The sequence below is a fragment of the Enterococcus sp. AZ095b genome (genome assembly GCF_051714725.1).
In the GTDB taxonomy this organism is placed as follows: domain Bacteria; phylum Bacillota; class Bacilli; order Lactobacillales; family Enterococcaceae; genus Enterococcus_B; species Enterococcus_B pernyi.
Genome location: NZ_JBIOSL010000001.1, coordinates 1,814,189 through 1,840,707, shown reverse-complemented (window position 1 = coordinate 1,840,707; position 26,519 = coordinate 1,814,189). Strand labels below are relative to the sequence as shown.

Below are 26,519 nucleotides of genomic sequence, written 5' to 3'. Positions count from 1 at the left end.
GGAGTAAAATCAAATGAAAACTATTTATGTATGGGCAATCAAAGAAGCCTTTGTCAAATTAGACCCAAGACAACAAATCAAAAACCCAGTGATGTTCATGGTCTACATCGGAGCGATCTTAGCGACGATCCTTTGTTTTGAACAAACAACCGTGCCTTTATGGTTTACTATAACGATCACCTGTTTGTTATGGATCACTTTATTGTTTGCAAATTTTGCCGAAGCAGTGGCAGAAGGTCGCGGAAAAGCGCAAGCAAATAGCTTGAAGCAAGCAAAAAAAGAAGTAGTCACTTATAAGATCAATCGCTTAGAAGACATTGAAAACCAAGAATTTATTGAAATCAAATCTTCTGATCTCAAAAAGGGGGATCTGATTTACGTAGTATCGGGTCAACAAATTCCGGCGGATGGTGATGTAATCGAAGGAGCTGCTTCAGTGGACGAAAGTGCCATTACAGGGGAATCAGCGCCAGTAATCCGTGAATCAGGGGGCGATCGAAGTGCCGTTACTGGTGGGACGACGGTGGTTTCTGATTACTTGGTGATCCGTGTGACATCCGAAAATGGACACTCCTTTTTAGATCAAATGATTTCAATGGTGGAAGGGACACAACGAAAGAAAACCCCGAATGAGATCGGGTTACAAATCTTTTTGATCACGTTAACGATCATCTTTTTAGCGGTCTCTGTTAGTTTAGTTCCTTTTACCGAATTCAGTAGTCAGCTGTCAGGTAAAGGGGCGCCGATTGCGACGATCGTTGTCATTGCTTTATTCGTATGTTTAGCGCCAACGACGATCGGTGCATTGATTTCATCGATCGGAATTGCTGGAATGAGTCGATTAACGAAAGAAAACGTGATTGCAATGAGTGGTCGTGCCATCGAAGCAGCGGGAGATGTTGATGTATTACTGTTAGATAAAACAGGAACGATTACTTTAGGAAATCGTCGGGCAAGTGAGTTTTTACCGGTCAATGGCGTCACAGAACAACAATTAGCTGATGCAGCACAACTTTCATCTTTAGCAGATGAGACGGCAGAAGGCCGCAGTATTGTCATTTTAGCTAAAGAAAAATTTGCTTTGCGGGAACGTATTTTTGAAAAATCTGAAGTGAAATTCATTGATTTTAGTGCGCAAACCCGCATGAGCGGCATGGATTATCGTGGCGATCAGATCCGTAAAGGTGCCGCAGATACGATCAAGAAATATGTGCAGGCACGTGGTGGACAATATCCAGAAGAATGTGATCACATCGTTGCAAAAGTTGCCCAAGCTGGCGGAACTCCTTTGGTGGTTGTAAAAAATGATCAAGTGATGGGGGTCATTTATCTCAAAGATATTGTAAAAAATGGTGTACAGGAAAACTTCGCAGATATGCGTAAAATGGGGATTAAAACTATCATGATCACAGGAGATAATCCTTTGACAGCAGCGGCGATTGCGGCTGAGGCGGGGGTCGACGACTTTCTCGCAGAAGCAACACCTGAAAATAAAATGGATCTTATTCGTGACTATCAAGAAAAAGGTCATCTTGTAGCAATGACAGGTGATGGAACGAATGATGCGCCAGCATTAGCACAAGCGGATGTGGCAGTGGCGATGAATACAGGGACACAAGCAGCAAAAGAAGCGGGCAATATGATCGATTTAGATTCTAGTCCAACGAAGCTATTGAAGGTCGTACGTATCGGTAAACAATTATTGATGACTAGAGGTGCTTTGACCACGTTTAGTATTGCAAATGACGTCGCAAAATATTTTGCTGTGATCCCAGTCTTGTTTTATGGGATCTATCCCGAATTGGCCCAATTGAATATCATGGCATTAGGTAGTCCTCTTACGGCGATTTTATCGGCTGTTATCTATAATGCAGTGATTATTGTCGCATTGATTCCTTTAGCGTTAAAAGGAGTCAAGTATACAGAAAAACCTGCCAGTCAGATTTTGCGGCATAATCTATTGGTCTATGGATTAGGTGGTTTAATTGCCCCATTCATATTCATCAAACTGATCGATCTCGTTTTGAGCTTTTTCTTAATATAAAAAGAAAGACATTTTGCAGAAAGAAGGAATTCACCTATGAAAAAGATCCTTAGAGCACAGCTTAGTTTTTTATTCCTCAGCATCCTACTCCTCGGTGGGCTATACACCGTCGCTGTTACTGGTATCGGTCAACTTTTCTTTGCTCATCAAGCCAATGGTAGTCAGGAAGTCGTTTCAGGGAAGGTGGTTGGCTCTTCGTTGATTGGACAATCCTTTCAACAGGCAGCTTATTTTAGTGGAAGAGGGCAAGACGTGACCCAACTTTCACCAACCTCATCGGAGCAAAAGAAATTAGTAGAAGATAAAACGAAATTGGCACAACAAAGCAATCAAACTACGGAGATCCCAATCGATTTAGTCACAAACTCTGCAAGCGGTGTTGATCCGCATATCAGTGTGGTAGCCGCAGAAAGTCAAGTCTCTCGTATCGCTAAAGAGCGGGGAGAAGACGTTACTAAGATTCGTGCTATAATACAGGAAAAAGCACAAAAAGATTGGTTTTCAGATCGAATGTTTGTCAACGTGCTTGAATTGAATCTGTCACTTGATAACATGTAGGTGGCAGAGGGGTTAGGAGAAACAAAGATGGAAAGACAGGATGTTTCAGAAATGTTACACCAGCGTGAAAAAAGCCGAGGACGTCTACGGGTGTATTTTGGTTTCGCGGCGGGAGTCGGCAAGACGTATGCAATGCTGGCGGAAGCACAAGAGCTGAGCGTACTAGGTAAAGACATTGTGGTAGGCTACATCGAACCTCATGATCGCCCGGATACGAACCAATTATTAGAAGGATTACCACAGATTCCTTTAAAAGAAGTGACGTATAAGGGGCTGACTTTGAGTGAACCTAATATCGATGCCATTATCAAACGTCAGCCAGAGATCGTTTTGATCGATGAATTAGCCCATAGTAATGCGCCAGGATCAAGAAATCGCAAGCGATATCAAGATATCGAAGAATTATTGAATGCAGGAATCAATGTCCATACGACGATCAACGTCCAACATATTGAAAGCTTGAATGATATCGTTGAAGAAGTGACTGGGATCGAAGTAAAAGAAACGGTTCCGGATACGTTTTTCCAACAGGCGACATTGAAGGTGATCGATGTGGAACCAGATGAATTGATCGATCGTTTAGCGCAAGGGAAAATCTATGCTGATGAAAATGCAAAACGCGCCTTGCAGCACTTCTTTATTCCTAAAAAATTGGAACAGTTACGAGGTCTAGCGATTCAACGGGCTTCGGATCATATCAATCGTGTGATCGGTAAAACAAATGGTGTCCAAAGTAAATTGATCACGATCGTTCAAGATGCTTTCCCTAAAATGGCTGAGAAAAGTATTCGGTGGACTGCTCGGTTAGCTCAAGGCTTGGGGGCAGAATGGATCGTGCTATACATTCGTTCCGATGATCGTTTACAAGGGACGAATGACTTAGCGGAGAAACTTGGCGCAGAAGTCGTGGTGATCGAGGAGGACCATTCATTTGAAACGATCGTCGAATATGCTAAACTGGTCGGCGCAACCGATTTGATCATCGGTAAAAATTTGGCGAAACCGTGGACGGAGCGATTGTTTTCAGAAGAGCTGGATGTACGACTGCTCAAACGATTGCCAGAAACTGAACTTCACTTGATTCCTTATAAAGAAAAACGTTCAACCATCCTTTCCCATTCCAAGAAACTAGTGGAAGGGGGAGGAAAAGATTTTGCGATTTCATTGATCTGTGTGTTCGTAGCAACGCTCTTGACTGAAGTGATGCAATATCTTCACTTTGGAGAACAAAACTTGATGTTGGTGTACATTTTCTTTATCTTACTTGTTGCCCGTTTGACCTCTGGCTATTTTTGGAGCGCATTATCTTCTATTTTAAGTGTCTTAGCTTTCAACTGGTTTTTTGTCGAGCCGCTGTATTCCTTGACCGTATATAAACAAGGTTATCCGATTACTTTAGTCATCATGCTGATCGTTGCATTGATGATCAGTAATTTGATGGTTCGTCTGAAAAAACAGGCTGTCCATGCCAGAGAAAAAGAACAACAGATGGAAATTCTGTATGAACTGAACAAGCAGTTTGTTTTAGCAGAAGACCAGCAACAAATCGTTGAATTATCTGCCACTTATTTAGGTAGACTATTGGATCGGGAAGTGATTTTCTTTGATAAACATGCCATCAAGCTAAGCCAATATACACCAAAAGATGCCCCATTTTTACTCGATCATCCAGAAGAGGCAGCAGTAGCTTATTGGACGGCTAAAAATCAAAAAGACTCAGGTTATGGAACGGATACATTAAGTGGCGCAAAAGGTTTTTATTTACCGATTGTCGCAAATGGTAAGACGTTAGCTGTTTTAGGGATTCGTCGCAGTCGCGGGCTGCCGATCGAGGATAGTCAATTGAATTATTTACGGTTAGTGTTGACCCAGCTTGCTGTTATCTTAGAGCAAACAGAGCTTAAGAATGAAAAAGAACAAATTGAGTTAGAAAATGAACGTGAAAAAGTTCGCAGTAATTTATTACGTGCGATCTCCCATGATTTGCGTACACCATTGACTGCGATTTCTGGGATTGCAGAAACACTCTTGCAAACAGATGAAGAGCTGAAACAAGCAACGCGCCAAAAATTGCTGACCGATATCCAGACAGAATCCCAATGGTTGATTCGAATGGTGGAGAATCTGTTGTCGATCACACGGATCAATATGGACACGATGCAAGTGAAAAAAACAACAGAACCGATTGAGGAAATCATCGAAGCAGTCTATGAACATGTCACAAAAGTTTATCCTGACAAGGAACTATTGGTTCATTTACCGACAGCGGTTTTATTTGTCGAAGTTGACCCTATCTTGATTGAGCAAGCGATGTTCAATCTGGTGGAAAATGCGTTTCGTCATGGATCGACACAAGGGCAAGTAGAAGTTAGCGTGTTTCAAGAGGGACAACAGGTCATTTGCGAAGTGAAGAATGATGGTGAAATCTCATTGAAGCAATATGAAAAAATCCAGATGAATCTATCTAATGAAGAAGAAGTACCAATCGATTCAAAAAATGGTCTTGGCATTGGATTAAGTATTGTCAAAACCATCATCCATGCCCATAATGGGAAATTAGAGATGGCTGTATCAGAAGGGAAAACAGTGGTTCGCATCTATTTGAACAAGAGTGAGGAGGTGACGTTACATGAGGAAAGTACTATTGATTGAAGATGACCCAACGATCACTGATTTTATGGAAGTCGTGTTGGCAAAAGAACATTATCACGTTACGATTGCCACAACAGGCATGGAAGCTTTGCATGTGTTCCAAGAAGATTCCTTTGACTTGATTTTGCTCGATTTAGGTTTGCCAGACATTGATGGCATCGAATTATTGAAAATCATTCGTAAACGACTGGCTACACCGTTGATCGTGATCTCAGCGCGAAACAACGAGCATGAAAAAGTCAAAGCCCTTGATCTCGGTGCTGATGATTACGTCACTAAACCTTTTGGGATGAATGAATTACTTGCTAGGATCAGAACCGCTTTTCGTCATCGTAAACAAGAGGAATTACCTTCAGTCATCACCAATGGTGAATTGACTTTGGACACAGAAAGCCAACTGTTAACCAAAGCAGGAGAACCGATCCATCTCACTAAGAATGAATATCGCATTTTGCTCGTATTATTCCAACACCTTGGGAAGGTCGTCACTTATCGCGTATTAACATCAGAAGTTTGGGGGCCTTATGGAACAGATTCCCAAGTGTTGCGAGTGAATATGTCAAACATTCGGAAAAAAATCGAGAAAAATACCATTCGTCCAGAATATTTGATCACTGAGATCGGAGTTGGCTATCGGTTACGTGATTACCGAAATTCTTAGTAAGCGACAAACAAATTGAATATCGAAAAAAACGACAATCACCGAAGAATTTTACCGCTTGGTGATTGTCGTTTTTCGATGTGCTGTTTACCAGCTAGCACATGGAACACTTCTTTTATTTACAGCGCAAGCCAAATTGTGGTTTTCACGTTTTTACTTTAGCTCGCCTTTGATATCATCGATCATTTGACGACTAGCGATTGGTCCATTATATAACCAGCTAGAAGTTGGACCAAATTCGAACACTTGACCCGCTTTGACTGCTTTCAGATTTTGCCAAGTGGGTTCGTTGAACATCGCTGCTTGTTCATCACTATTGACTAAGATGATGTAGTCTGCGTCTAATTCAGCTAATTTTTCTGATGAAACAGCTGACCAATCAGAGGTTGCCTCTTTTGATACTTCTTCTACTAAAGATGGCACACCAAATTGTAGATCTTCATAAACGATGCGACCGCTTGAACGATTCTGACTGACCATAAAGGCAGAGTTGTTCGTGACCCATAAGACAGCCGCTGTTTTCCCATCGATCTGATCACTCAATTCTTCTCGTGTTTCTTTCGCGTAATCTTGATAATCTTGAATGATTTCCTCTGCTTTGTCCTCTTTATTCAATACTTTGCCAATGTCTTGCAACTGTTCTTCCCATGTGACATCGGTACCATTTTTAACAACATAGGTTGGAGCAATTTTACTATATTGCTCGTATTTACCACCTTCAACAGTGGCTGAAGAAGAAATCAATAATAAATCAGGTTCAAAACTTAACACATTTTCATAGGGTAGATCATAGGAGATAGTTGGGACATCTTTCAGATCATCTTGTAAATAATCTTGGATCGAACCACTGCCGACTGTCCATTGAGCAACCGGGGTTTCACCTAACGCAACAAGATAATCCTCTAAATAACTGCCGATGATCCGCTTTGGTTGGTTAGGTATTTCAACTGAATGTCCTAATGTATCTGTCAAGGTATGCGTACCATTATCAGCAGTAGTCGATGATGCGGTTGTCTCTTCGGTTGTAGATGAGCCTGGCGAGCAAGCACTCAGTAATCCCACCAAAAGTAATGCACTAGAGATTGTGAATAGTTTATTTTTAAGTCTCATGTCTTTCCTCCAAACGTAATTGAGAATGTTTCTCAATTGTTATTATTCCCCAAGAAAAGGGCGCTGTCAACTCTTTTTACTAACGTAAATGACGAAATTTGTGCTTGACGAATTTGTGAAGTACCGTCATAATTGAGAATGATTTTCAATGAGAGGGGGAAGTATATGTCTAGATTAAATGCAGTTGAAATTACTACCGGTTACCCCAACAAAACGATAATTGAAAATTTGTCTGTCGCTATACCAGAAGGGAAAATCACCAGTTTGATTGGCCCGAACGGCAGTGGTAAGTCTACATTATTAAAAAGCTTTACCCGCATACTTCCTGTAAAAAACGGTAAAATATTAGTCAACGATCGTGACTTGACGACCTATCATTCGAAAGAACTAGCTCGGAAACTTGCCTTACTAGCCCAAACGAGTGAATACCCATTAGGAATGACAGTCGAAGAAGTCGTTTCCTACGGTAGATATCCTTATCAAAAACTATTCAGTGGCATGGATGATCAAGATCTGCAAGCCATTGAGTGGGCATTGACAGCGACGGATCTGATCTCGCTAAAAGATCGAGACTTAGCGAGTTTATCCGGAGGTCAAGCCCAACGAGTCTGGATTGCGATGGCGTTAGCTCAAGAAGCAGATATCTTGATCCTTGATGAACCGACAACTTTTTTAGATCCGGCGCATCAACTGGAAATCTTAGATCTGCTGAAAGAAATCAACCGAATGAAAAAAACAACGATTTTGATGTCGATCCATGACATCAATCATGCCTCCCGTTTTTCCGATTATTTAGTCGCAATGAAAGAAGGGCGATTAATTGTCAACGGGACTCCAGAACAAGTCATCACGAAAGAATGGATGAGAGAGATTTTTGAGATCGAAGCACAAATCGTTCAATTACCTGAAACAAATAAACCTGTCTTTTTAACATATGATCTCATCAAGAAACCGGAGGGAAAATGATGAGGAAAGGGAAAAAAATAAATATCCTATGGCTGCTTCTGTTATTGGCAATCCTTGTCTTCTTTTTTGCTTTGTATAATGGTGCTTCTGAAGTTAAAGGAAATGAAGTCTGGCAGGCGTTGTTCCATTTCGATCCAACTGATCAAGCCCAGCAGATCATACGTAATATCCGTCTGCCTCGGGTCATCGGAGCATTTATTGTGGGTAGCTGTTTCGCCCTCAGTGGCGCTTTGATGCAAGGGGTAACGCGAAACAACTTGGCAGATTCAGGATTGTTAGGGATCAATGCTGGTGCCTCGTTAGCCATGGCATTTAGCTTTGCTTTTTTACCTAAAGCTTCGCCGTTTTCAATTTTTCTGCTTTCATTACTTGGTTCGTTGATCGTGACGATGATCGTTCTAGGTTTTTTCAGTTTTTCAAAAATAGGACTCAGTACTATGCAGATGATTTTAGCCGGTGTGGCAATCAGTTCTTTTTTTACCGCAATCAGCCAAGCACTGACCCAGTTATTTAATCTACAACAAGATTTGACTTTTTGGTTTGTTGGCGGTGCGGCGAATATTACTTGGCAACAGTTACTCGTTCTTTCACCTATCTATCTAGTGGCGGTTATTGGCTCTTTTCTATTAGGGAAGTCGATCTCCCTGATCCATTTGAGTGAATCGCATGCGATCGCCTTAGGAGGACATCCACAGCGCACACGGGTACTGGTTTTCATCTTTGTTTCGATCTTAGCAGCGTTAGCTGTTTCTTTAGTTGGGCCCGTCTCTTTTATTGGTTTGATGGTCCCACCTGTTGTTCGTGGCTTTGTCGGTACGGATTATCGGTATGTCTTGCCAGCTTCATTTATCGCTGGGGGGATCTTAGTTATGTTAGCAGATTTTGTGGCACGCATGGTCAATCCACCATTTGAAACACCTTTTGGCTTAGTCATTTCCTTGATTGGTGTCCCTTTTTTATTGGTACAAGTTAGGAGGGAACGCGTGTGAAAAAAATATATTGGGGGATTGGCCTGTTACTATTTTTATGGCTTGTGACTGCGGGAATCAGTTTAATGATCGGTACACCGTTTCTTTATATTGATCAATTGATCGATGTCGCACTTGGTAGAGGAACACAGGTCCAACAATTGGTTCTGACAGAATTTCGCTTGCCACGCCTATTGATCAGTTTATTCGCAGGTACCTGTCTAGGAATCGCAGGCTATCTTTTGCAAGGAGTAACTAGAAACCCATTAGCTGATTCAAGTATTTTAGGTATCAACTCCGGCGCAGGATTTTTTGTGATGCTATACTTAGGTTTTTTTACTAGCCATGCGTCACCTTTCTTGTTGCTTTTCGTTGCCTTTTTAGGCGGCACGCTTGCTGCATGTCTAGTCTATTTTGTTGCCTATCAGCGTTCTGGACAAGTAGCGATGAATCGCTTGCTCCTTTCAGGTATCGCTGTGAATGCGGGCTTTTCTGCGGCAATGCTTTTAAGTACGATAAAAATCTCAAAAGAAAATTATGGCTTTGTGAACGCTTGGTTAGCAGGTTCAATCTGGGGGGCTAGTTGGCCTTATGTCACTGCCTTTTTGCCATGGGTACTTATTCTGATCCCTTTAGCGTTTTTCTATAGTCGCAGGATTGGTCTTTTATCCTTTGGCCCAGAACGTGCGCAAAGCTTAGGGTTGAACGTGTCACGAAGTCAGTCAGTTTTATTACTGCTTGCAGTTGGTTTAGCCTGTGGCAGTGTTGCTGTGGCAGGCAGCTTGTCCTTTGTGGGTTTACTCGCACCGCATGCTGCCAAAATCATTGTACGTAAAGAAAATCAGTGGACACTCCTATTCAGTGGTTTGTTCGGAGGATTATTTGTCAATATTGCTGATATTCTTGCGCGCATCATTTTACCAGATGGAGAAGTTCCTACAGGGATCTTGATTGCCGTCTTGGGCGCACCGTATTTTCTTTATTTATTATTTTATATTCAAAAGAAACAACTATCTGTCTAGGATAAGACCAGAATGTTGGGATCGGGAAACACTGAAGGCGATTTTGCCTTTAGTGTTTTTTAGTAGATTGAGAAATACCTTCAACAGCCAGATAAGAAATAAAGTAACAAGACCTATCTAATACAATTCTCATCCAACGAAAGGTTATGTATTGTTATAATGAATATGTAAGCGTTCTATACAGCCTATATAAATCGAGGAGGAGATCTATGGTCACATTCAGCAGTAATTCTTCACAAGCCCAACAGTCCACTTCAAGAATCACCAGTGCAACCACCCCTTTAAACCAAGCATCATCGCTTCAAAATGACACACGTACAACGCTAATTGGCAATCAAGACATTCAAAGTAGCATAACGTCCGCCAAAAACTCAGCCAATCAAATTGCCTCAGCTATCTCAGGCGCTGCTAATCAATTGCAAACTGCTGCTCAAGGTTTTTCTACACTAGACACTCAATTAAGTCGAGATCTTTTCAAGGAGAGACGCTAATGAATCAATGGACAAATCTTGATACCGAGGAAACGTTGCTGCAAGCAAAAAGAGAAGAACAGGAAAAGAAAATGAAACAACTTGATGCCTGCCGTTCAGATTACCAGAATCACTTTAAAGAAATCGGAAACTTCTTATTTCGATTACAATTGTCTTACCAGAAATCGAATATCTTTACGTCCATCGAAACATTCACCTCGGAGTTTTCACATCAAAGTAGGCGATTGATGAATGGCTTTGATGAATGCCAACATCACGAAATGATCCAACAACAAAGAATCACGAATAAACTCGAAGAAATTGCTTTTGAGAAAAGAAAAATCATGTCGGAGGAACAAAACCTATGAGTATCGACATGTACCTAAACGACTCCTTAACACAAGCTACGAGCGCCAGTCACTTCTGCCAAAAACAAGTCACTGATTACCAAAATCTCCAACAAGCCATCACTCAATTCACTTTACAAACGCCCAATCTCCAAGGGAAAACCTACGACGCTGCGAAAGCCTATTTTTCTCAAATACTTTACCCACTCGTCCAAGGAGGAATCTTACTCTCCGAAGCGGTCGAAAAAGCAGCGAAACGATTTCCACAGGAATACATAAATCAAGTTGATTCCATCAGCTTGAAACAATCCGAATTAGAAGCGCAAATTCGTCAAATGAATCAATATATCACCCAAGCCGAGGGAATACGGCAGTTGCTTCTTTCACCTCATATGCCGGAAGAACACCAAGGCTTTCAACTCAATCAGAATACGTTGTTACTCATGATGTATCATGACTTGAAACACAAACTGGAAGAAAAACTCCAAAAACTCTTAGCTTACAATCAAAGTTCCGCCCAATTTTTTACAGAAATCAAAAGTCTCGAACAAGCAGTCAATCAAGGCCTTGCTCAAACGAAAACTGCTTGGAATAGCCAAACGAAGACATTCTCTATCCCAAAAGATTTGTCGTGGACAACCACGATCCAAGACAAATGGCAACAAGCAGAAAACGAGAAAAAAGGCATCGATCCAACTAAAAATAAAGAACTAGAAAAGTACAACGTCTATGCTCTCATTATTCACGATAGCGATGGGAATCCACGTGTCTTTTGGAAAATCGAAGACAAGCAATCAGGCTACGGTATCGTGAACCCCGAGCTCTATCAATATGTCACGAAAGTAGGGCAATATTTAGAACCTGAACTGATCCAATTCATGACGTACGATACTTACCAAGAAAAAGTCAATGTGGCTTGGCGCCAAGGTGTTAATTATGAAACTGGTGAAAAACTAGACCCACTCTTAGGCAGTCTCGTCTCTACCTCACAATACGTCAAAGACGGCTACACATGGATCAATGAATCTGAACTCGGTCAAGCCCTGATGATCTTAGGCTTTACGTATGCGTCTTACAAAGTCTTGACGACCATTGGTGTGAAACAGGTGGAGAGTGGTAAGATTGAGGATGTGAGTGGAATTGAATTTAATAGTAAAACTAAATTAGAAGTTCACTTTTCAAAACATGGTTCAGAAATACAACAAGCTTTAAATAAAAATCACTATTCAATAGTTGAGTATTTAAGAGATGCAAATCATGTGATTAAAGAGGGACAATTTGTTCCTGAAATGAACGGATATATCAAACTGGTTGGTGGAGAAGGAAGTGCAAAGTATGCATTTGTAGGATTAGACAGAACAACTGGGAACATAACAACCTTGCACTTAAAATCTGTAAAAGAACTTATAAAAAAAGCACCTAGTTTAGGTTTAAAATAATGGGAGATGTTATAAAATGATTAATATAAGAAAAGTAAACTGGATAGATGAAGACTCAGGAGAAGCTGATATTTTACTTTCAGATGGCTTATATTCCATTGAATGTTTTTGTAGTGATTGTGATGTATCAGAAGGTGATATGTTCACAGATATAATTTATGGATTTAACATCAAACACATTGTTAAAAGTTTAAATGAAGAATATATAATAGATAAAAAAAATGATTACTATCATGTTCAGGGAGAGCTTATAGATTTGAAAAACGAAATTCTTCAAATAGGAGAATTTAAAATAGATTTGTCAGATGGAGATATTCCAAAGGATATAAAACAACATGAATATTTAGAAGCTGATATTGCAAGAATTGATATTTACTAAGAAATCTATTGAACCAATGAAGATATAAATTGAAAAACTTAATAAACATGGTAATTGAAATAAAATCATTCATATACTAGATTTATCTAGTTTGTGAATGATTTTGGTTCTTGGGGCTTTGAGTTATACATAGAAAAGCTAATACGTGAGTAAATTTTAAGCATGGATCTAGAATATGCATCCAACTTATACAAAGTATTAACGACCACTGGTGTGAAGCAAGTAGAGAATGGTAAGATTAAAGGGCGGGAAGGAAATAAATTGTTAGAACCTAGTTTATTAGAAGAACTTTCGAAAAGCGATGTATAGTATAACCCCGATCATGTAATTATGATTGGAAAAGATTCTTCAAATAAATTATTTTGGTTTGAAAAAGGAAAAGATAAAGCAGTATTAAAGCATATTGTCAATGGACATATAGAGGATTTCAATGCTAAAGGTGTTCAAGATATTCCTAGTTTTCTACATGATACATTGAAAATAAAACCAATAAAATAAGGAATCGGACCTAAAAGACCATTTTCGGTCTAAAGTATAGATGGACAAAAATATACTTTGGCATATGAAAGTAATGGTTTTGTAGTTTCTTTTTATCCAAGCACATAACTAAAAAGGAGGAAGTGTATGTATAAACTACTTTCCATAGAAGAATCAGTAGCAACACGAAACTTAGAATTGGAAAGTTTAGATACAGCTACTATTGATGTATGCTTTGATGATTCTGCTGTTACTAGTTTTAAAAATTTTGATTTTATGAAAATCAATGAAGAATATAATTGTAAAATTTATCTTTTTGGTGAACTAGATGATAGTGGTGAAAAATTTCAATATATTAGAGATGTTACAGTTGGGCGAAAAGTTTTATCAGAAGTTATAAACAAAAAAGGAGATTTGTATTATTTGAATAAAATTTCTGCAAGTGAGTCTCTTAGTAAACAAAAAATGTTAAGTTACAAGTACACTAGAAAAGATCTTGTCCAAGTGAATAATATTGTTCATACAGACTTTGAATAGCGATTTTTAAATATTAAATTAGGCGTTGTCATAGAAGAATTAGATTTATTGAAGAGCTGGGCAATAGCAAATCTTCAGGGAGAAGAGAAAGAATACATGACCGCTAGGATTGAGAATTTAGAAGAAGTCATTCCAAAATCTTTAATTTCACAAAAAGATATATTATATATTTTTTAAAAATGAAAAAAGTAAACTAAGGTTTAATAGAAATCGAGTTGTTAAGATTTAACACATTTAAATACTTGAAAATACTTAATTCATAAGCAATGAAGTTGAAACTGAATAGGAAACATAGTTAATAAAAAACATTCACATTATTAGTCAAAACTAATTTGTGAATGTTTTTTGTGGAATTTGATGGCAATAACTACATGACGTAGTCGCGGGTTACACATGGTTCAACGAATGTAAAACCAGTACAGCTATGATAAATCGATGTCCTAACTAAAATTAGACAGAACAAATCCAAAAATCTAAAAAGTTAAATTGCTATTTTCTCCGTTTTCCGCTACCATTTTAACAGAAGGTAGGCAGGTGATTATTTGGGACACGAAAAGCAGAAAAAAGACCAGCTCCGTCAATTTGGCATTAATGAACTTAAAAAAATTGCTGCAAGTGGCTACAAAAAAGAAAAAGAACAAAAAATCTATAAGCAATTGTTTGCAACCGAGTATTGGAAGCAGGCGCAAGTCATCGGTATAACTCTTTCAAATGAATTTGAAATAGATACACGACCGTTGATCGAACAAGCGAGAGCCTCAGGGAAAATCGTTGTGATCCCCAAAACATTGCCAAAACGTCAAATGGCATTTTATGAGTTCTCCGAGAACACAGTATTGGAACGTTCAAGTTTTGGTGTGTTAGAACCTGTTTCAACGCATTTTTATGAGGCAACGATGATCGATTTATTGATCGTCCCAGGAATCATCTTTCATCCAGATGGGTACAGAATCGGCTTTGGTGGAGGGTATTATGATCGCTATCTGAAAGAGTATCCGCATCAAACGTGCAGCTTGACTTTCAAAGAGATGATTCATAATGATTGGGAACCAGAAGACTTTGATAAGAAAATCCAACATTTATTGAACGACTAAAAAAACAAGGGGGTATATATGAAAGTAAATCGGCAGCAACAATTCAAATTAAAATCTTGGCTCGATGGGCCATTTTTAACACAGATTTTTTTAGTAATCCAAACAATCGTCTTTTTCGCAATGGAGGTATTACCTGGTAATAGCGTGGCTTTTGGACTAGGCATGTCTGGCCAGCATATTGCCTACCTACATGAATGGTGGCGTTTGATCACACCAATATTTATCCATTTTGGGATGATGCATTTTGTACTGAACTCTGTCGTTTTGTATTTTATGGGTTCACAAATCGAAACGGTATACGGTCATTGGCGCTTTTTCTTGATTTATTTACTTAGTGGTATCATGGGAAATGTGACCAGTTTTGCCTTCAATGAAATGAACGTATTATCTGGTGGGGCAAGTACATCGCTTTTTGGTTTATTTGGCGCGTTATTTGTTCTAGGTATTCATTACAAAAATGATAATGTGGTGAAACAGCTTGTACGCCGTTACATGATATTCATTGTTTTTTCTTTTATATTCGGTATATCAGATACCTCAGTAGATATCTGGGGACATGTTGGTGGCTTGATCGGAGGTTTCCTGATAGGGAATCTATTAGGATTACCAAATCGATCCAATGATTACTCAATCCATCATCGTATTATATCGTCGATCGTTTTTCTCTTTCTTTTTATAATATGTGTTTTAGTGGGTTTAAAAAATTATGGAATACTTGTATAATGTGAAGGAAGTGCTTTAAATGGAAAGCTTATACGACGTACAACAGCTATTCAAGAGATTTGGTATCTTTATTTATGTGGGAGCACGGATTTATGATATTGAATTGATGACGATCGAATTACGCAAGCTTTATGATAATCATTTGATCGATCACGAAACATATATGACTGCGTGGCACATCTTAAAAAGAGAACACCGAATCGAAGAGAGCAGAAAGAAAGGAATTTGATCATGGACAAAAAAATTATTGGGATTGATTTAGGTGGAACAACAGCAAAATTTGCGATCTTGACACCTGACGGAGAAATTCAACAGAAATGGAGTATCGATACCAATATTTTGGATGATGGCAAACACATTATTCCTGAAATCATTGAATCTATCAATCATCGTCTGAACTTATACGGTATGAAAGCGGAAGATTTCATCGGTATCGGTATGGGGACACCAGGAACAGTCGACAGCGAAGCTGGTACAGTGATTGGTGCGTACAATTTAAATTGGCGCGAGCTTCAATTTGTCAAAAAAATGATTGAAGAAGGAACGGGCATCAAATTTGCCATCGATAATGACGCCAATGTCGCAGCATTAGGCGAACGTTGGAAAGGTGCAGGCGAAAATGATCCTGATGTCGTATTCATCACTCTAGGTACAGGTGTTGGTGGCGGTATTGTGGCGGATGGTCATTTACTTCATGGGGTGACTGGAGCCGCTGGAGAAGTAGGACACATTACGATCGATCCAAATGGATTCGAATGTACTTGTGGCAAACGTGGCTGTTTAGAAACTGTCTCAAGTGCGACAGGTGTCGTTCGAGTGGCCCGTCATTTGGCAGAAGAATATGCCGGTGATTCACGCTTGAAAGCGATGCTTGATAATGGTGAAGAAGTAACAAGTAAAGATGTTTTTGAATTAGCAGAAGCAGATGATCCATTTGGTTTGATGGTGGTCGATCGTGTCTGTCTATATCTAGGACTAGCTTGCGGGAATTTAGGAAACACGTTGAATCCATCAAGTATTGTCATCGGTGGAGGCGTATCAGCTGCGGGAGAATTTTTACGCAGTCGTGTGGAGAAATACTTCAAAGAATTTACCTTCCCACAAGTGAGAGAATCAACAAAAATCAAATTAGCTGAATTAGGAAATGAAGCAGGCGTTATCGGTGCTGCCTCATTAGCCTTGAAATATGCTGAATAAAGTGGAGGCACGACATGGTTTTATGGATTATTAACATCATTTTATTACTGATCATCTTAGCTATCGTATTTTGGGAAGTTTACTTACGAGTAATGGCTAAACGTTCTGCAACAATGCTTGAAGAAGAAGAATTTCGTGAAGGAATGCGTCGTGCACAAGTCATCGATGTTCGTGAAAAAGATGTCTTTGATGCGGGTCATATTTTAGGCGCTAGAAATATTCCTTATACAGTACTAAAAAATTCACTTGGTTCGATTCGTAAAGACCAACCGGTTTATATTTATGATCAAAAGAAAAGTTTGAGTATTCGTACAGCTAACCAACTGCGTAAAGCAGGTTACCAAGATATCTATATCTTAAAAGGCGGCTATGATGGTTGGTCAGGTAAAATCAAAAGTAAAAAAATCTAACGAGGAGTCTTGTACTTCTTATGTCACCTTAGTAGCAACAAGAATAAGAGTGGTTATTCGCTCTTTTTTCTTGTTGTTTTTTCTTATTGCAGAAAAATTATGCTATGATGGAATGAGAGAATATGACAAAGGTAGTCATCACAAAATATTTTCCTAAATTCGTTTTTTTGATTTACGGATGTTATTTGGAAATCAGTTGGTCACAAAATAAAGAACATGAAGAACTGTTGCTCCTCAGTGAGTTAGCCAAGTAAATCATTGTAGCGTGTATTGAGTGGAATCAAGAGAAAAGATGCGTGACAATCAAGCAAATACATATAGGTAGGTGGATAGATGAGAATTGGGATCATCGGGGCAGGACCTCGTGGACTTAGCATGTTAGAGCGTTTACTCTATAATCAACAACAAGAAAATATTGAGATCCTCCTTTTTGATCCAAGTGGAATCGGTGGCAAGGTTTGGCGAGTCGATCAGCCAAAAGAAGTACTGATGAATTCATTGGCGTCACAAGTGACGATGTTTACGGATGAGACATTAAGTAGTGGAGGCGTGGTCGCTAACGGAGTGAATCTTTATCAATGGGCGAAAGAATTTGCCCCTTCTTATCTTAGTCAGACAACTATCAAAGAAAAAGAAGCGTTTTTGTGTGAAGCAGCTAATTTATTAGAAAATCAACCAACAAGTCGTCGCTTCTTTGGCGTCTATCTCCAATGGTTTTACGCGCGCCTACAAGAACGATTTTCTGATCGTTTCGATTATATACAAGAATTAGTTATCGAAGCCACCAAGAAAGAGAAACAATTCATTCTGCGAACTAAAGAAGAAGCCTATGTGGTGGATCAACTGATCCTAGCAACGGGTCATTGGGAACATGAACAAACGTCAGAAGAAAGCCAATTAAGTGAGTATGCGGCTGAGCATCACTTATTTTACCAAGGACCAGCTAATCCAGCCGATGTTGATTTATCGATGATTCCTGCCCAAGAACCGGTGTTTATTCGGGGGTTAGGACTCTGTTTTTTTGATTATATTGGTTTGTTGACACAACAACGAGGCGGTCGCTTTGAAGAATTGGAAGGTCGATTGGTTTATCGTCCGTCGGGAGAAGAGCCAGTCGTCTATTGCGGCTCTCGGCGAGGCTTACCTTACTATCCCCACGGACGCAACCAGAAAAAAGTTGGCGAGGTGGCACAACCAGTCATTCTGACGCAAGAACGATTAAATATGTATTATCGTACTAAAAAACTGACTGGGGAGGATTTTTTTACTGACTTAAAAAAAGATCTCGAATTGTTTTATTATAAAAAAGTGATCGAGGAACATGGGTTGTCGATTGCTCTCAGCGAATTTCAAGAAGTCTTTCTTGGGGCTACAGAAAAGGAATGGCTGCGAAAATATCCTGAATTATCAAGCCACTTGTGGTCATGGGACTTACTGGATCACTTGATCGACCACACGTTGCCGTATCAACAAATGAGTCGGAGGTATATCGAAGATCAAATCAATGAAGCGTTAAAAGGCAATGTGAGTGGTCCATTGATTGCGACGTTGGATGCATTGAAAGATTGGCGAAATATCGTGCATCAAGTGATGCTATGGGAAGTTTTTTCTGCAAAAGAATATAAAGAAATATTGTGGCAATGGTTCAATACGTTTGATGCGTTTTTTACTATTGGTCCGCCTTTACGAAGAACGCAGGAATTAGCAGCATTGATCGATGCAGGAATTTTCCATTTGGTGGAACCTCCTTTTACTGTTGTAGGAAAGGACAAGAGATTTCACCTGGAACCAGAAGGGCTTACAAGTAGCTATCTAATTGAGGCACGATTACCAAAAAATGACTTACGAACAACAAGAAATCCAGCCTTGATCAGTCTACGTGATGCCCAGATCCTTCAGCCATTCCAGTTGCATGATCCAAGTGGCGATTTCGTTTCTGGTGCGGTAGCAATCGAACGAGAAAATTCACGTGTGATCGATGCCCATGGAGAAGTACAAAACAATTTGTATTGTATCGGCATCCCAACTGAAGGGGTAGAATGGTTAACAGCCTCCGTTCCGAGACCCTATGTCGATTTTTGGAATCTTAGACAAATTGATCGTATCGCACAACTGATTTTAGCAGAAAAATCATAAAAAGAACGTTCCTTTAGGAGAGAGGGACATTAGTTCTCTCCCACCAACTAAAACCGAATAAATGGCGGGAACAGAAGTAACCTCTTGGGAAATAAGGCGCCATCCACAAAAATTTGAAGAACAATTTTCGTGGATGGCGCCTTATTTCTCGAGGCTAAACACTTCTGTCCTGACACTTGTAAGAACGTTCTTTTTGGATAGCATGAGGGAGATAGTGGAAACACAACTGTGCTATTTGTCAGCTTCCATTTCTATCGTAACTTAAAAATGCGAGTTTTAGAAAAAACTCGGTAGAAACAAAAAAACCCAAAAAATTGAAGAACAACTTTGGGTTTTTTGTTTTTGAAGCTGAATGCTTCAATCACTAGCTCTTATCGTGATACACGTTTTCTCATTGCTTTTTTACGATTTTCTTCAATCATTGCTTCTTTTTCGTCGATTGGGTCGATGACTGTTTTCTTCACAGAAGTTACTAAACCAGCCACAGCTGCTACAGTAGCCAAGCTACCTACTAAGATACCTGATACAAATTTTTTCATAATGATTCACCTCATTTATCTATTTGACACTTCTATTATGAAGCAAAACAAGGAAAAACGCTAGTCTTTCGTTTTTTTATTTGAAACCCTTTACAAGAAAATGTTGAAAAAATTTACTAAATGTTTTATTATAAATTTACTAAATAAAATGAAAGAAGGTTTTGTCAAAAAAAAGTCCCTGTTTTCTGATCATCACTTTTGTTAAAATAAATAACGAATATAATTATATGGATAAAGGAGTCTTAACATGACAATTTTAGTATTAGGCGGAGCAGGCTATATTGGTTCCCATGCCGTCGATCAATTAATTGAAAAGGGCTATGATGTAGCAGTCGTGGATAATCTTTTGACAGGACATCGTCAAGCAGTTCATACTGATGCACGTTTTTATGAAGGCGATATTCGTGACAAAGAATTTTTACGCGGAGTTTTCCAAAAAGAAACGATTGAGGGCGTCTTGCACTTTGCAGCGAGCTCGTTAGTCGGTGAATCAGTTGAAAAACCCTTAGTCTACTTCAATAATAATGTTTATGGCATGCAAGTATTATTAGAAGTAATGCACGAGTTTGATGTGAAACGGATTGTCTTTTCTTCAACAGCTGCGACTTACGGTGAGCCAAAAGAATCGCCAATTACAGAGGGGTCACCAACGAATCCGAAAAATCCTTATGGCGAAAGTAAGTTGATGATGGAAAAAATGATGAAATGGTGTGACGAAGCATATGGCATGCGTTATGTGGCTTTGCGCTATTTTAATGTAGCAGGAGCTAAGAATGATGCGTCGATCGGCGAAGATCATACGCCCGAAACTCATTTAGTGCCGATCATTTTACAAGTAGCTTTAGGCCAACGAGAGTCATTAGCAATCTATGGGGATAATTATGATACGCCAGACGGAACATGTATCAGAGATTACGTACAAGTAGAAGATCTGATTGCTGCGCATATTTTAGCTTTAGAATATTTAAAAGCTGGAAATGAAAGCAACTTCTTCAACTTGGGAAGTAACAAAGGTTATTCAGTCACAGAGATGCTAGAAGCAGCACGAGAAGTCACAGGCCGTGATATCCCTGCGAAAATCGCACCACGAAGAGCAGGTGATCCAAGTCGTTTAGTAGCGTCAAGTGAAAAAGCGAGAGCAATCCTTGGCTGGGCACCTGAATATACAGATGTGAAAGAAATCATCAAAACTGCTTGGGCATGGCATGAAAGCCATCCTAACGGGTATGAAAAGTAGGTGGAAGAAAATGACGATTAGTCAAACAATTGCAGATTTTGTCACACTAGCAATCGCGTCTGGTGGTTGGATGGAAATGGACCGTATCTACTTACAAAATCGTATTTTAGGTCTTATTGGCGAAGAAGCCGGCGACTCTTTTGAAGTACGTCCAGTGCAAGAAGAATCGGTCGATCTATTGGATCGTTTAGTTGAACAAGCAAAAGAAAATGGCTTGGTGACGGATGTAACAGCTGACCGAGAAATATTTGAGGCACAATTGATGGATTTCTTGACGCCACCACCTTCTGTTGTCAATGCTTTTTTTGCTCAACATTATTCAAAAAGTCCAGAAGAAGCAACGGATTATTTTTATCAGTTGAGCCGCAACAATGACTATATCAAAACACGAGCCATCGCAAAAAATATCGTGTATACTTATCCGTCTGAATATGGGGAGTTGGAAATCACGATCAATCTATCTAAACCTGAAAAAGAGCCAAAACAAATTGCTGCAGAAAGAAAAGCGGTACAAGTCAATTACCCATCGTGTATGTTATGTATGGAAAATGAAGGGTACAAAGGAAGGTTGAATTACCCAGCACGAACCAATCATCGAATCATCCGAATGAACTTAGACGGAGAAAGTTGGGGATTTCAGTATTCGCCTTATGCCTACTACAATGAACACTCGATCATTTTATCAGAAGAACATCGACCAATGCGCATCACTAAAGAAACGTTTGCTCGGTTGTTGAAGATCACTGAAGTCTTACCACACTATTTCGTAGGTTCAAATGCTGATTTGCCGATCGTTGGTGGATCGATCCTTTCACATGACCATTATCAAGCTGGACGTCACGAATTTCCGATGGCAAAAGCGCCGATGGAGAAATTGATCAAGCTAAGCGAGTATCCGCAGGTGATTGCAGGGATCGTCAAATGGCCGATGTCGGTGATCCGGTTACAGTCGCCCGATAAAGATTTATTAGTAGAAGCAGCAGATGCGGTCTTAAACAAATGGCAGAACTATTCAGATGAATCAGTATCAGTCATCGCCTATTCAGCAGATGGTACGCCACACCACACGATCACGCCGATTGCTCGTCGAAGAGATGATTACTTTGAAATCGACTTAGTATTGCGCGACAACAATGTGTCCGAAGAATATCCTGAAGGGATTTTCCATCCTCATCGTGATATCCAACATATCAAAAAAGAAAACATTGGCTTGATCGAAGTTATGGGGTTGGCTGTGTTGCCGCCACGCTTAAAACCAGAATTGGAAGAAGTGAAGCAATATCTACTGGGTGAAGAAAATCAAGTCGCGGACTACCATCGTGAATGGGCAGAACAGCTAAAACAAGCAAATCCTGATTTGACTGAAGAGACTGCGACAGTTGTTATCCAAAATGCTGTTGGGCAAGTCTTCGCCAGAGTTTTAGAAGATGCCGGTGTCTTCAAACGGGACGAACAAGGAAGAGCTGCGTTCTTGCGCTTTACTGAAACATTATAAGCATCGGTCACTTACAGGAGGGGAAACGAATGGCCACAATCAAAGATATTGCTCAGTTGGCGGGAGTTTCTCCTGCCACTGTCTCAAGAGTGCTGAATTATGATGAGAAATTGTCAGTAGGAATGGAAACGAAACAAAAAATTTTTGAAGTAGCTGAACACTTGAATTATAAAAAACATCATAAGAATCTAGCCTCTGAAAAACAAACGATCAAATTGATCCAATGGTATGATACACAAGAAGAATTAGAAGATCTTTATTATCTTTCTATACGCTTAGGAATCGAAAAAAAAGCGGAAGAAGCGAATATTCGCCTTATCAAGGAAACATGGGATGCCATCAGTGAGCAATCTGCAGATGGAACGATTGCTTTAGGAAAGTTTGACGAAGAGCAATTGAAAGAATTGAAACGTACGCAAGAGAACCTTTTACTTGTCGATTCAGATGGCACAAAATTTGGCATCGATTCATTAGTCGTTGATTTTGAGTCGAGTCTTCGCTTAGTGATGGATCATTTCTTACAAGAAGAAGTCAAACAACTCGTGATGTTAGCCGGAAAAGAGTACACGAAGCAACACCGAACACCGGTGACTGATCCTAGAACGGCAATTTTTCAAAAACTGATCAGTGAAGAAAAGAACCTCACAGGAAAGATCATTGAAGCGGATTTTTCAGTGGAGGCAGGATATCAAGCTGTTCATGATTTTTTATTGCAAGAAAAGGAATTACCGGATGCGTTGTTTGCTGCGAATGATGCATTAGCAATTGGTGCATTGAAGGCAATCAAAGAAGCAGGATTGACTATTCCGCAAGATATCTCAGTGATTGGCTTCAATGATATCAGCGTGGCAAAGTATGTCTCACCACCCCTCTCTACAGTCAAAGTGTACACCGAATGGATGGGGGAGTTGGCAGTTGAGACATTGACCCAGTTAATCCATAGTACTGCACCGGTTGCAAGAAAAATCACGATCGCGACAGAACTAATTTTACGAGAATCAACAAAACAATCTACGATCAAATAGACGATTATCAACCTAAGTATAGGGGTGGAAATTTCGACAGCGGCGAGAGCCAAACTTGATTTTTCCTCCCCTTTTTTACCTCGAAGTATGCTACAATGATAAACGACATTAGAGTAGTAGAAGGGAACGGTCAAATGATTACATTAGGGATCGATACAGCAAATCAAACCTTAGCTGTTGGCGTATTGGAAGACGAAACAGTGTTAGGTCAAATCCAAATCAATAGAAAGAAAAATCATAGTCTGACGTTGATGCCAGCGTTGGATCAATTGATCTCAGATTGCCAACTCACACCAGAACAAATCGATCGAATTGCTGTGTCAAGTGGTCCAGGCTCTTATACAGGATTGAGAATCGGTGTCACAACTGCCAAGACATTAGCATATACTTTAAATAAAGAATTGGTTGGTGTTTCCAGTCTTGCTGTACTTGCAGCAAATTGCGTAGGAATCGAAGGAATCATTGTACCGATGTTTGATGCGAGAAGAAAAAATGTTTATGCTGGTGCCTATCGCTGGCATCATGGAACATTAGAAAACGTTCTAGAGGACAGACATATTGCTTTCGTAGAATTAACCGAAAAATTAAAACAAATGGATGGATCGATCACTTTTGTCGGTAGCGATTGCCACAAATTCAACTCAGAAATCGCTGAATCAATACCTGATGCTAAGCGTAACTCCTTGCCACTTTGGGATATTCCTAGTGGAGTTGTCGTCGCGCAATTAGGGGCTTCAAGTAATCCGGTCAACGATATCCAAGCCTTTTTACCACGTTACTTAAAACGAGTGGAAGCAGAAGAAAAATGGTTGGAGACACATACGCCAGGAGAAGAAAGCTATGTTGAAAAAATTTAAAGCCTATCTACGGACCATGCTTCAAGAAAAAGCAGATTATCCAGAGAAAACGGTCACTGTAGGCGAAAAGCAATTTCAAATACGGGAACTGACAGTTGATGATGTCAAGGCGTTGTTAAGTATCGAACGGGAAGTTTATTTGGGGGAATTACCTTGGACAAAAAGTGCGTTCATCTCAGAGCTGACTTCCCCATTCATGACTTTATATTTAGGGATATTCGATCGAGAAGAATTATTCGGCTTTGTTGGATCCAGAGTATTAGGACTCGATTGCCATCTCACAAACATTGCGGTCAGTCCGAGTTACCAACGGCAGCGTGTCGGTACCTATTTAATCAACGAGATCGAGACATTCGCACGGATGAATCAATGCGAGACCATGTCATTAGAAGTACGGATCAGTAATCAGAATGCCCAACGCTTATACAGAAAACTAGGCTTCCAATCGAGAAAAGTAAAAAAAGGGTATTATACAGAAACGAATGAAGATGCCTTAGATATGGTAAAACTATTAAAAGAAGAGTGAAATAAAGTGATTGAAGAAAAAACAGCTTTCAATGATACAAAATTAGCCCAAGCGCTTTGGCAAGTCAGTGACGATGCTTTTTTAAATGGGTCACCTTGGACAAAAGAGCAATTTTTGTCTGATATCCAACAACCGCAAACCAATTATTTAGTCCTTCATCAAGCAGAGGAAATCATTGGCTTTATTGGATATGCCAAAGTACTTGATGAAGTAGAAGTGACGAATCTTGCAGTTCTGACTGCTGAACAACACAAAGGTGTAGCAAGACAATTATTACAAGAGATGCTGCAACGAGAAAAAGCTAACCAAGCGCATAGTGTTTTTTTAGAAGTACGACAGTCAAATATTGCTGCCCAACACCTTTACGAATCAGAAAAATTCCGCCAAGTAGGTAAACGAAAAGCCTACTATCATGATCCGGTCGAGGATGCGGTCATCATGTGTACAAAGCTAAAAACAGAGGTGATGAAACCATGAATGAAAAACAAACAGAATTGATTTTAGCAATTGAGTCAAGCTGTGATGAAACAAGCGTAGCGGTCGTGAAAGATGGGCAAGAAATCTTATCAAATATCGTTGCCTCTCAAATCAACAGCCATAAACGCTTTGGCGGGATCGTACCTGAAGTGGCCAGTCGCCATCATGTAGAGCAAATTACTTTATGTCTTGAAGAAGCGTTGGTGGAAGCAGGCGTGACCGCCGAACAACTTACCGCGGTTGCTGTCACAGAAGGACCAGGCCTTGTGGGGGCATTACTCATCGGTATTTCAGCAGCAAAGGCTTTTGCTTGGGCAAATCATCTGCCATTGATCCCTGTCAATCATATGGCAGGACATATTTACTCCGCCCGCTTCGAAAAAGCGTATGAATTTCCATTGATGGCGTTGTTGGTCAGTGGAGGGCACACGGAGTTAGTTTATATGGAAGAAGATGGCGCTTATGAGATCATCGGTGAAACAAGAGACGATGCCGCTGGAGAAGCCTACGACAAAGTAGGACGTGTTTTAGGATTGAGCTATCCAAGTGGAAAAGAAATCGATGAATTAGCCCATCAAGGGAAAGATGCCTACCACTTTCCTCGGGCAATGCTTCGCGAAGATAACTATGATTTTAGTTTCAGTGGCTTAAAAAGTGCATTTATCAATTTAGTCCACAACGCGGAGCAACGAGGGGAAGAATTAGATCGAGCAGACCTTGCTGCGAGTTTTCAAGCCAGTGTTGTCGAAGTCTTGGTAACAAAAACGATACGTGCTTGCAAAATTTATCCGGTGAAGCAATTAATCCTTGCAGGCGGTGTTGCTGCTAATCAAGGACTAAGAGAAAGTTTGAGAAAAAATTTAGCCACAGAATTACCTGAATTGGAACTGATCGTACCACCATTACGTCTTTGTGGGGACAATGCGGCAATGATCGGAGCCGCTGCATCTGTCGAATGGCGAAAAGGGCATCTTGCTGATTATCGACTGAATGCAGAACCAGGTTTAGTGTTAGGTGAGTCCTTGGAAAATGTCAGGTAAATCACCTGACATTTAACCTAGATATTCGCATATAAAAAGATTATATGAATATAATCTATGCTGTGGTAAAAATTGCTAGGGAATGGGAATCTTATCCTTTTTTATACACTTAATATCAACATGGCTGATAGGC

The 26,519-nt window shown here is 39.9% G+C and carries 29 protein-coding genes; 27 read left to right on the top strand and 2 right to left on the bottom strand.

Features of this window, described 5'->3' with window-relative positions:
* The first annotated feature begins 13 nt into the window (after nt 1-13).
* The 4 genes from kdpB to IGJ99_RS08755 are packed head-to-tail and all read left to right on the top strand — an operon-like array spanning nt 14 to nt 5,915.
* Nucleotides 14-2,044 carry a potassium-transporting ATPase subunit KdpB gene (gene kdpB / locus IGJ99_RS08770; protein WP_108145759.1) on the top strand — a complete coding sequence of 677 codons (2,031 nt, stop codon included), beginning with the start codon at nt 14-16 and terminating at the stop codon, nt 2,042-2,044.
* 36 nt (nt 2,045-2,080) lie between these two features.
* Nucleotides 2,081-2,602 (top strand): potassium-transporting ATPase subunit C, encoded by a 522-nt coding sequence (locus tag IGJ99_RS08765; protein WP_023519889.1) that lies wholly within the window; start codon nt 2,081-2,083, stop codon nt 2,600-2,602.
* Nucleotides 2,603-2,629: 27 nt separating this feature from the next.
* A complete protein-coding gene (locus tag IGJ99_RS08760) occupies nt 2,630-5,254 on the top strand; it encodes a sensor histidine kinase (RefSeq protein ID WP_137072551.1) in 2,625 nt (874 codons plus the stop codon).
* Nucleotides 5,232-5,915, top strand: a complete 684-nt coding sequence (locus IGJ99_RS08755) for a response regulator transcription factor (RefSeq protein ID WP_010735133.1) — start codon at nt 5,232-5,234, stop codon at nt 5,913-5,915. Before IGJ99_RS08760 ends, IGJ99_RS08755 begins: the two co-directional genes overlap by 23 nt.
* A gap of 153 nt (nt 5,916-6,068) precedes the next feature.
* On the opposite strand, the gene IGJ99_RS08750 is transcribed toward IGJ99_RS08755, so the two are convergent.
* Entirely contained in the window at nt 6,069-7,025 is a 957-nt protein-coding gene (locus IGJ99_RS08750) for an iron-hydroxamate ABC transporter substrate-binding protein (RefSeq protein WP_023519887.1), read from the bottom strand.
* Nucleotides 7,026-7,190: 165 nt separating this feature from the next.
* Here IGJ99_RS08750 and IGJ99_RS08745 point away from each other — a divergent pair, with 165 nt between their 5' ends.
* The 16 genes from IGJ99_RS08745 to IGJ99_RS08670 all read left to right on the top strand — a co-directional run bounded on the left by IGJ99_RS08745 (nt 7,191) and on the right by IGJ99_RS08670 (nt 19,190).
* Nucleotides 7,191-7,991, top strand: a complete 801-nt coding sequence (locus IGJ99_RS08745; RefSeq protein ID WP_023519886.1) for an ABC transporter ATP-binding protein — start codon at nt 7,191-7,193, stop codon at nt 7,989-7,991.
* A complete protein-coding gene (locus IGJ99_RS08740) occupies nt 7,991-8,980 on the top strand; it encodes a FecCD family ABC transporter permease (RefSeq protein ID WP_062805058.1) in 990 nt (329 codons plus the stop codon). Before IGJ99_RS08745 ends, IGJ99_RS08740 begins: the two co-directional genes overlap by 1 nt.
* A complete protein-coding gene (locus IGJ99_RS08735) occupies nt 8,977-9,981 on the top strand; it encodes a FecCD family ABC transporter permease (RefSeq protein ID WP_023519883.1) in 1,005 nt (334 codons plus the stop codon). The genes IGJ99_RS08740 and IGJ99_RS08735 overlap by 4 nt, the downstream gene beginning before the upstream one ends.
* 209 nt (nt 9,982-10,190) lie before the next feature.
* Entirely contained in the window at nt 10,191-10,472 is a 282-nt protein-coding gene (locus tag IGJ99_RS08730) for a TIGR04197 family type VII secretion effector (protein ID WP_438748254.1), read from the top strand.
* Nucleotides 10,472-10,819 (top strand): DUF3958 family protein, encoded by a 348-nt coding sequence (locus tag IGJ99_RS08725; RefSeq protein WP_010735297.1) that lies wholly within the window; start codon nt 10,472-10,474, stop codon nt 10,817-10,819. Before IGJ99_RS08730 ends, IGJ99_RS08725 begins: the two co-directional genes overlap by 1 nt.
* Nucleotides 10,816-12,237: a transposase gene (locus IGJ99_RS08720; protein WP_438748252.1), complete on the top strand. Its 1,422-nt coding sequence runs from the start codon at nt 10,816-10,818 to the stop codon at nt 12,235-12,237. The genes IGJ99_RS08725 and IGJ99_RS08720 overlap by 4 nt, the downstream gene beginning before the upstream one ends.
* A 16-nt stretch (nt 12,238-12,253) precedes the next feature.
* Nucleotides 12,254-12,616: a hypothetical protein gene (locus IGJ99_RS08715; RefSeq protein WP_034687665.1), complete on the top strand. Its 363-nt coding sequence runs from the start codon at nt 12,254-12,256 to the stop codon at nt 12,614-12,616.
* A 162-nt stretch (nt 12,617-12,778) separates the two neighbouring features.
* On the top strand, nt 12,779-12,925 hold the full coding sequence (locus IGJ99_RS08710) for a hypothetical protein (protein ID WP_157072117.1): 147 nt from the start codon (nt 12,779-12,781) through the stop codon (nt 12,923-12,925).
* Nucleotides 12,926-12,946: 21 nt separating this feature from the next.
* Nucleotides 12,947-13,114 (top strand): hypothetical protein, encoded by a 168-nt coding sequence (locus IGJ99_RS08705; protein ID WP_157072118.1) that lies wholly within the window; start codon nt 12,947-12,949, stop codon nt 13,112-13,114.
* A gap of 126 nt (nt 13,115-13,240) precedes the next feature.
* Nucleotides 13,241-13,630, top strand: coding sequence for a hypothetical protein (locus IGJ99_RS08700; protein WP_349519760.1), 390 nt, complete (start codon nt 13,241-13,243; stop codon nt 13,628-13,630).
* 542 nt (nt 13,631-14,172) lie between these two features.
* Nucleotides 14,173-14,724: a 5-formyltetrahydrofolate cyclo-ligase gene (locus IGJ99_RS08695; protein ID WP_349519758.1), complete on the top strand. Its 552-nt coding sequence runs from the start codon at nt 14,173-14,175 to the stop codon at nt 14,722-14,724.
* Nucleotides 14,725-14,742: 18 nt separating this feature from the next.
* The gene (locus IGJ99_RS08690; RefSeq protein ID WP_349519756.1) at nt 14,743-15,447 is read left to right on the top strand and encodes a rhomboid family intramembrane serine protease; all 705 of its coding nucleotides are present in this window, start codon (nt 14,743-14,745) and stop codon (nt 15,445-15,447) included.
* A gap of 19 nt (nt 15,448-15,466) precedes the next feature.
* Complete coding sequence (locus tag IGJ99_RS08685) at nt 15,467-15,676, top strand: YqgQ family protein (protein ID WP_010735144.1); 210 nt, start codon at nt 15,467-15,469, stop codon at nt 15,674-15,676.
* Between the two features lie 2 nt (nt 15,677-15,678).
* The gene (locus IGJ99_RS08680; RefSeq protein WP_019723942.1) at nt 15,679-16,644 is read left to right on the top strand and encodes an ROK family glucokinase; all 966 of its coding nucleotides are present in this window, start codon (nt 15,679-15,681) and stop codon (nt 16,642-16,644) included.
* 14 nt (nt 16,645-16,658) lie between these two features.
* Nucleotides 16,659-17,054 (top strand): rhodanese-like domain-containing protein, encoded by a 396-nt coding sequence (locus tag IGJ99_RS08675; RefSeq protein ID WP_010735146.1) that lies wholly within the window; start codon nt 16,659-16,661, stop codon nt 17,052-17,054.
* Nucleotides 17,055-17,387: 333 nt separating this feature from the next.
* The gene (locus tag IGJ99_RS08670) at nt 17,388-19,190 is read left to right on the top strand and encodes an FAD/NAD(P)-binding protein (protein WP_224434859.1); all 1,803 of its coding nucleotides are present in this window, start codon (nt 17,388-17,390) and stop codon (nt 19,188-19,190) included.
* Between the two features lie 371 nt (nt 19,191-19,561).
* Here the strand turns inward: IGJ99_RS08670 and IGJ99_RS08665 are convergent, their stop codons facing one another.
* Nucleotides 19,562-19,729 (bottom strand): DUF3042 family protein, encoded by a 168-nt coding sequence (locus IGJ99_RS08665; protein ID WP_010735150.1) that lies wholly within the window; start codon nt 19,727-19,729, stop codon nt 19,562-19,564.
* A 247-nt stretch (nt 19,730-19,976) separates the two neighbouring features.
* On the opposite strand from IGJ99_RS08665, the gene galE reads away from it, so the two are divergent.
* From galE to tsaD, 7 genes are all read left to right on the top strand, one after another.
* Nucleotides 19,977-20,966, top strand: coding sequence for a UDP-glucose 4-epimerase GalE (gene galE, locus IGJ99_RS08660; protein WP_010735151.1), 990 nt, complete (start codon nt 19,977-19,979; stop codon nt 20,964-20,966).
* 10 nt (nt 20,967-20,976) lie between these two features.
* Nucleotides 20,977-22,461, top strand: a complete 1,485-nt coding sequence (gene galT / locus IGJ99_RS08655; RefSeq protein WP_224434858.1) for a UDP-glucose--hexose-1-phosphate uridylyltransferase — start codon at nt 20,977-20,979, stop codon at nt 22,459-22,461.
* Between the two features lie 29 nt (nt 22,462-22,490).
* On the top strand, nt 22,491-23,486 hold the full coding sequence (locus IGJ99_RS08650) for a LacI family DNA-binding transcriptional regulator (RefSeq protein WP_438770760.1): 996 nt from the start codon (nt 22,491-22,493) through the stop codon (nt 23,484-23,486).
* Between the two features lie 134 nt (nt 23,487-23,620).
* A complete protein-coding gene (gene tsaB, locus IGJ99_RS08645; RefSeq protein ID WP_010735154.1) occupies nt 23,621-24,343 on the top strand; it encodes a tRNA (adenosine(37)-N6)-threonylcarbamoyltransferase complex dimerization subunit type 1 TsaB in 723 nt (240 codons plus the stop codon).
* A complete protein-coding gene (gene rimI, locus IGJ99_RS08640; protein ID WP_023519872.1) occupies nt 24,327-24,869 on the top strand; it encodes a ribosomal protein S18-alanine N-acetyltransferase in 543 nt (180 codons plus the stop codon). Before tsaB ends, rimI (IGJ99_RS08640) begins: the two co-directional genes overlap by 17 nt.
* Before the next feature lie 6 nt (nt 24,870-24,875).
* On the top strand, nt 24,876-25,346 hold the full coding sequence (rimI, locus tag IGJ99_RS08635; protein WP_409173455.1) for a ribosomal protein S18-alanine N-acetyltransferase: 471 nt from the start codon (nt 24,876-24,878) through the stop codon (nt 25,344-25,346).
* Nucleotides 25,343-26,386, top strand: coding sequence for a tRNA (adenosine(37)-N6)-threonylcarbamoyltransferase complex transferase subunit TsaD (gene tsaD, locus IGJ99_RS08630; RefSeq protein WP_010735157.1), 1,044 nt, complete (start codon nt 25,343-25,345; stop codon nt 26,384-26,386). The genes rimI (IGJ99_RS08635) and tsaD overlap by 4 nt, the downstream gene beginning before the upstream one ends.
* The last annotated feature ends 133 nt before the right edge of the window (nt 26,387-26,519 follow it).

What these genes read in the sequence shown, in the direction of transcription:
- kdpB (WP_108145759.1), top strand. Translation starts at nt 14, where the DNA reads ATGAAAACTATTTATGTATGGGCAATCAAAGAAGCCTTTGTCAAATTA.
- IGJ99_RS08765 (WP_023519889.1), top strand. Translation starts at nt 2,081, where the DNA reads ATGAAAAAGATCCTTAGAGCACAGCTTAGTTTTTTATTCCTCAGCATC.
- IGJ99_RS08760 (WP_137072551.1), top strand. Translation starts at nt 2,630, where the DNA reads ATGGAAAGACAGGATGTTTCAGAAATGTTACACCAGCGTGAAAAAAGC.
- IGJ99_RS08755 (WP_010735133.1), top strand. Translation starts at nt 5,232, where the DNA reads ATGAGGAAAGTACTATTGATTGAAGATGACCCAACGATCACTGATTTT.
- IGJ99_RS08750 (WP_023519887.1), bottom strand. Translation starts at nt 7,025, where the DNA reads ATGAGACTTAAAAATAAACTATTCACAATCTCTAGTGCATTACTTTTG.
- IGJ99_RS08745 (WP_023519886.1), top strand. Translation starts at nt 7,191, where the DNA reads ATGTCTAGATTAAATGCAGTTGAAATTACTACCGGTTACCCCAACAAA.
- IGJ99_RS08740 (WP_062805058.1), top strand. Translation starts at nt 7,991, where the DNA reads ATGAGGAAAGGGAAAAAAATAAATATCCTATGGCTGCTTCTGTTATTG.
- IGJ99_RS08730 (WP_438748254.1), top strand. Translation starts at nt 10,191, where the DNA reads ATGGTCACATTCAGCAGTAATTCTTCACAAGCCCAACAGTCCACTTCA.
- IGJ99_RS08725 (WP_010735297.1), top strand. Translation starts at nt 10,472, where the DNA reads ATGAATCAATGGACAAATCTTGATACCGAGGAAACGTTGCTGCAAGCA.
- IGJ99_RS08720 (WP_438748252.1), top strand. Translation starts at nt 10,816, where the DNA reads ATGAGTATCGACATGTACCTAAACGACTCCTTAACACAAGCTACGAGC.
- IGJ99_RS08715 (WP_034687665.1), top strand. Translation starts at nt 12,254, where the DNA reads ATGATTAATATAAGAAAAGTAAACTGGATAGATGAAGACTCAGGAGAA.
- IGJ99_RS08710 (WP_157072117.1), top strand. Translation starts at nt 12,779, where the DNA reads ATGGATCTAGAATATGCATCCAACTTATACAAAGTATTAACGACCACT.
- IGJ99_RS08705 (WP_157072118.1), top strand. Translation starts at nt 12,947, where the DNA reads ATGATTGGAAAAGATTCTTCAAATAAATTATTTTGGTTTGAAAAAGGA.
- IGJ99_RS08700 (WP_349519760.1), top strand. Translation starts at nt 13,241, where the DNA reads ATGTATAAACTACTTTCCATAGAAGAATCAGTAGCAACACGAAACTTA.
- IGJ99_RS08690 (WP_349519756.1), top strand. Translation starts at nt 14,743, where the DNA reads ATGAAAGTAAATCGGCAGCAACAATTCAAATTAAAATCTTGGCTCGAT.
- IGJ99_RS08685 (WP_010735144.1), top strand. Translation starts at nt 15,467, where the DNA reads ATGGAAAGCTTATACGACGTACAACAGCTATTCAAGAGATTTGGTATC.
- IGJ99_RS08680 (WP_019723942.1), top strand. Translation starts at nt 15,679, where the DNA reads ATGGACAAAAAAATTATTGGGATTGATTTAGGTGGAACAACAGCAAAA.
- IGJ99_RS08675 (WP_010735146.1), top strand. Translation starts at nt 16,659, where the DNA reads ATGGTTTTATGGATTATTAACATCATTTTATTACTGATCATCTTAGCT.
- IGJ99_RS08670 (WP_224434859.1), top strand. Translation starts at nt 17,388, where the DNA reads ATGAGAATTGGGATCATCGGGGCAGGACCTCGTGGACTTAGCATGTTA.
- IGJ99_RS08665 (WP_010735150.1), bottom strand. Translation starts at nt 19,729, where the DNA reads ATGAAAAAATTTGTATCAGGTATCTTAGTAGGTAGCTTGGCTACTGTA.
- galE (WP_010735151.1), top strand. Translation starts at nt 19,977, where the DNA reads ATGACAATTTTAGTATTAGGCGGAGCAGGCTATATTGGTTCCCATGCC.
- galT (WP_224434858.1), top strand. Translation starts at nt 20,977, where the DNA reads ATGACGATTAGTCAAACAATTGCAGATTTTGTCACACTAGCAATCGCG.
- IGJ99_RS08650 (WP_438770760.1), top strand. Translation starts at nt 22,491, where the DNA reads ATGGCCACAATCAAAGATATTGCTCAGTTGGCGGGAGTTTCTCCTGCC.
- tsaB (WP_010735154.1), top strand. Translation starts at nt 23,621, where the DNA reads ATGATTACATTAGGGATCGATACAGCAAATCAAACCTTAGCTGTTGGC.
- rimI (WP_023519872.1), top strand. Translation starts at nt 24,327, where the DNA reads ATGTTGAAAAAATTTAAAGCCTATCTACGGACCATGCTTCAAGAAAAA.
- tsaD (WP_010735157.1), top strand. Translation starts at nt 25,343, where the DNA reads ATGAATGAAAAACAAACAGAATTGATTTTAGCAATTGAGTCAAGCTGT.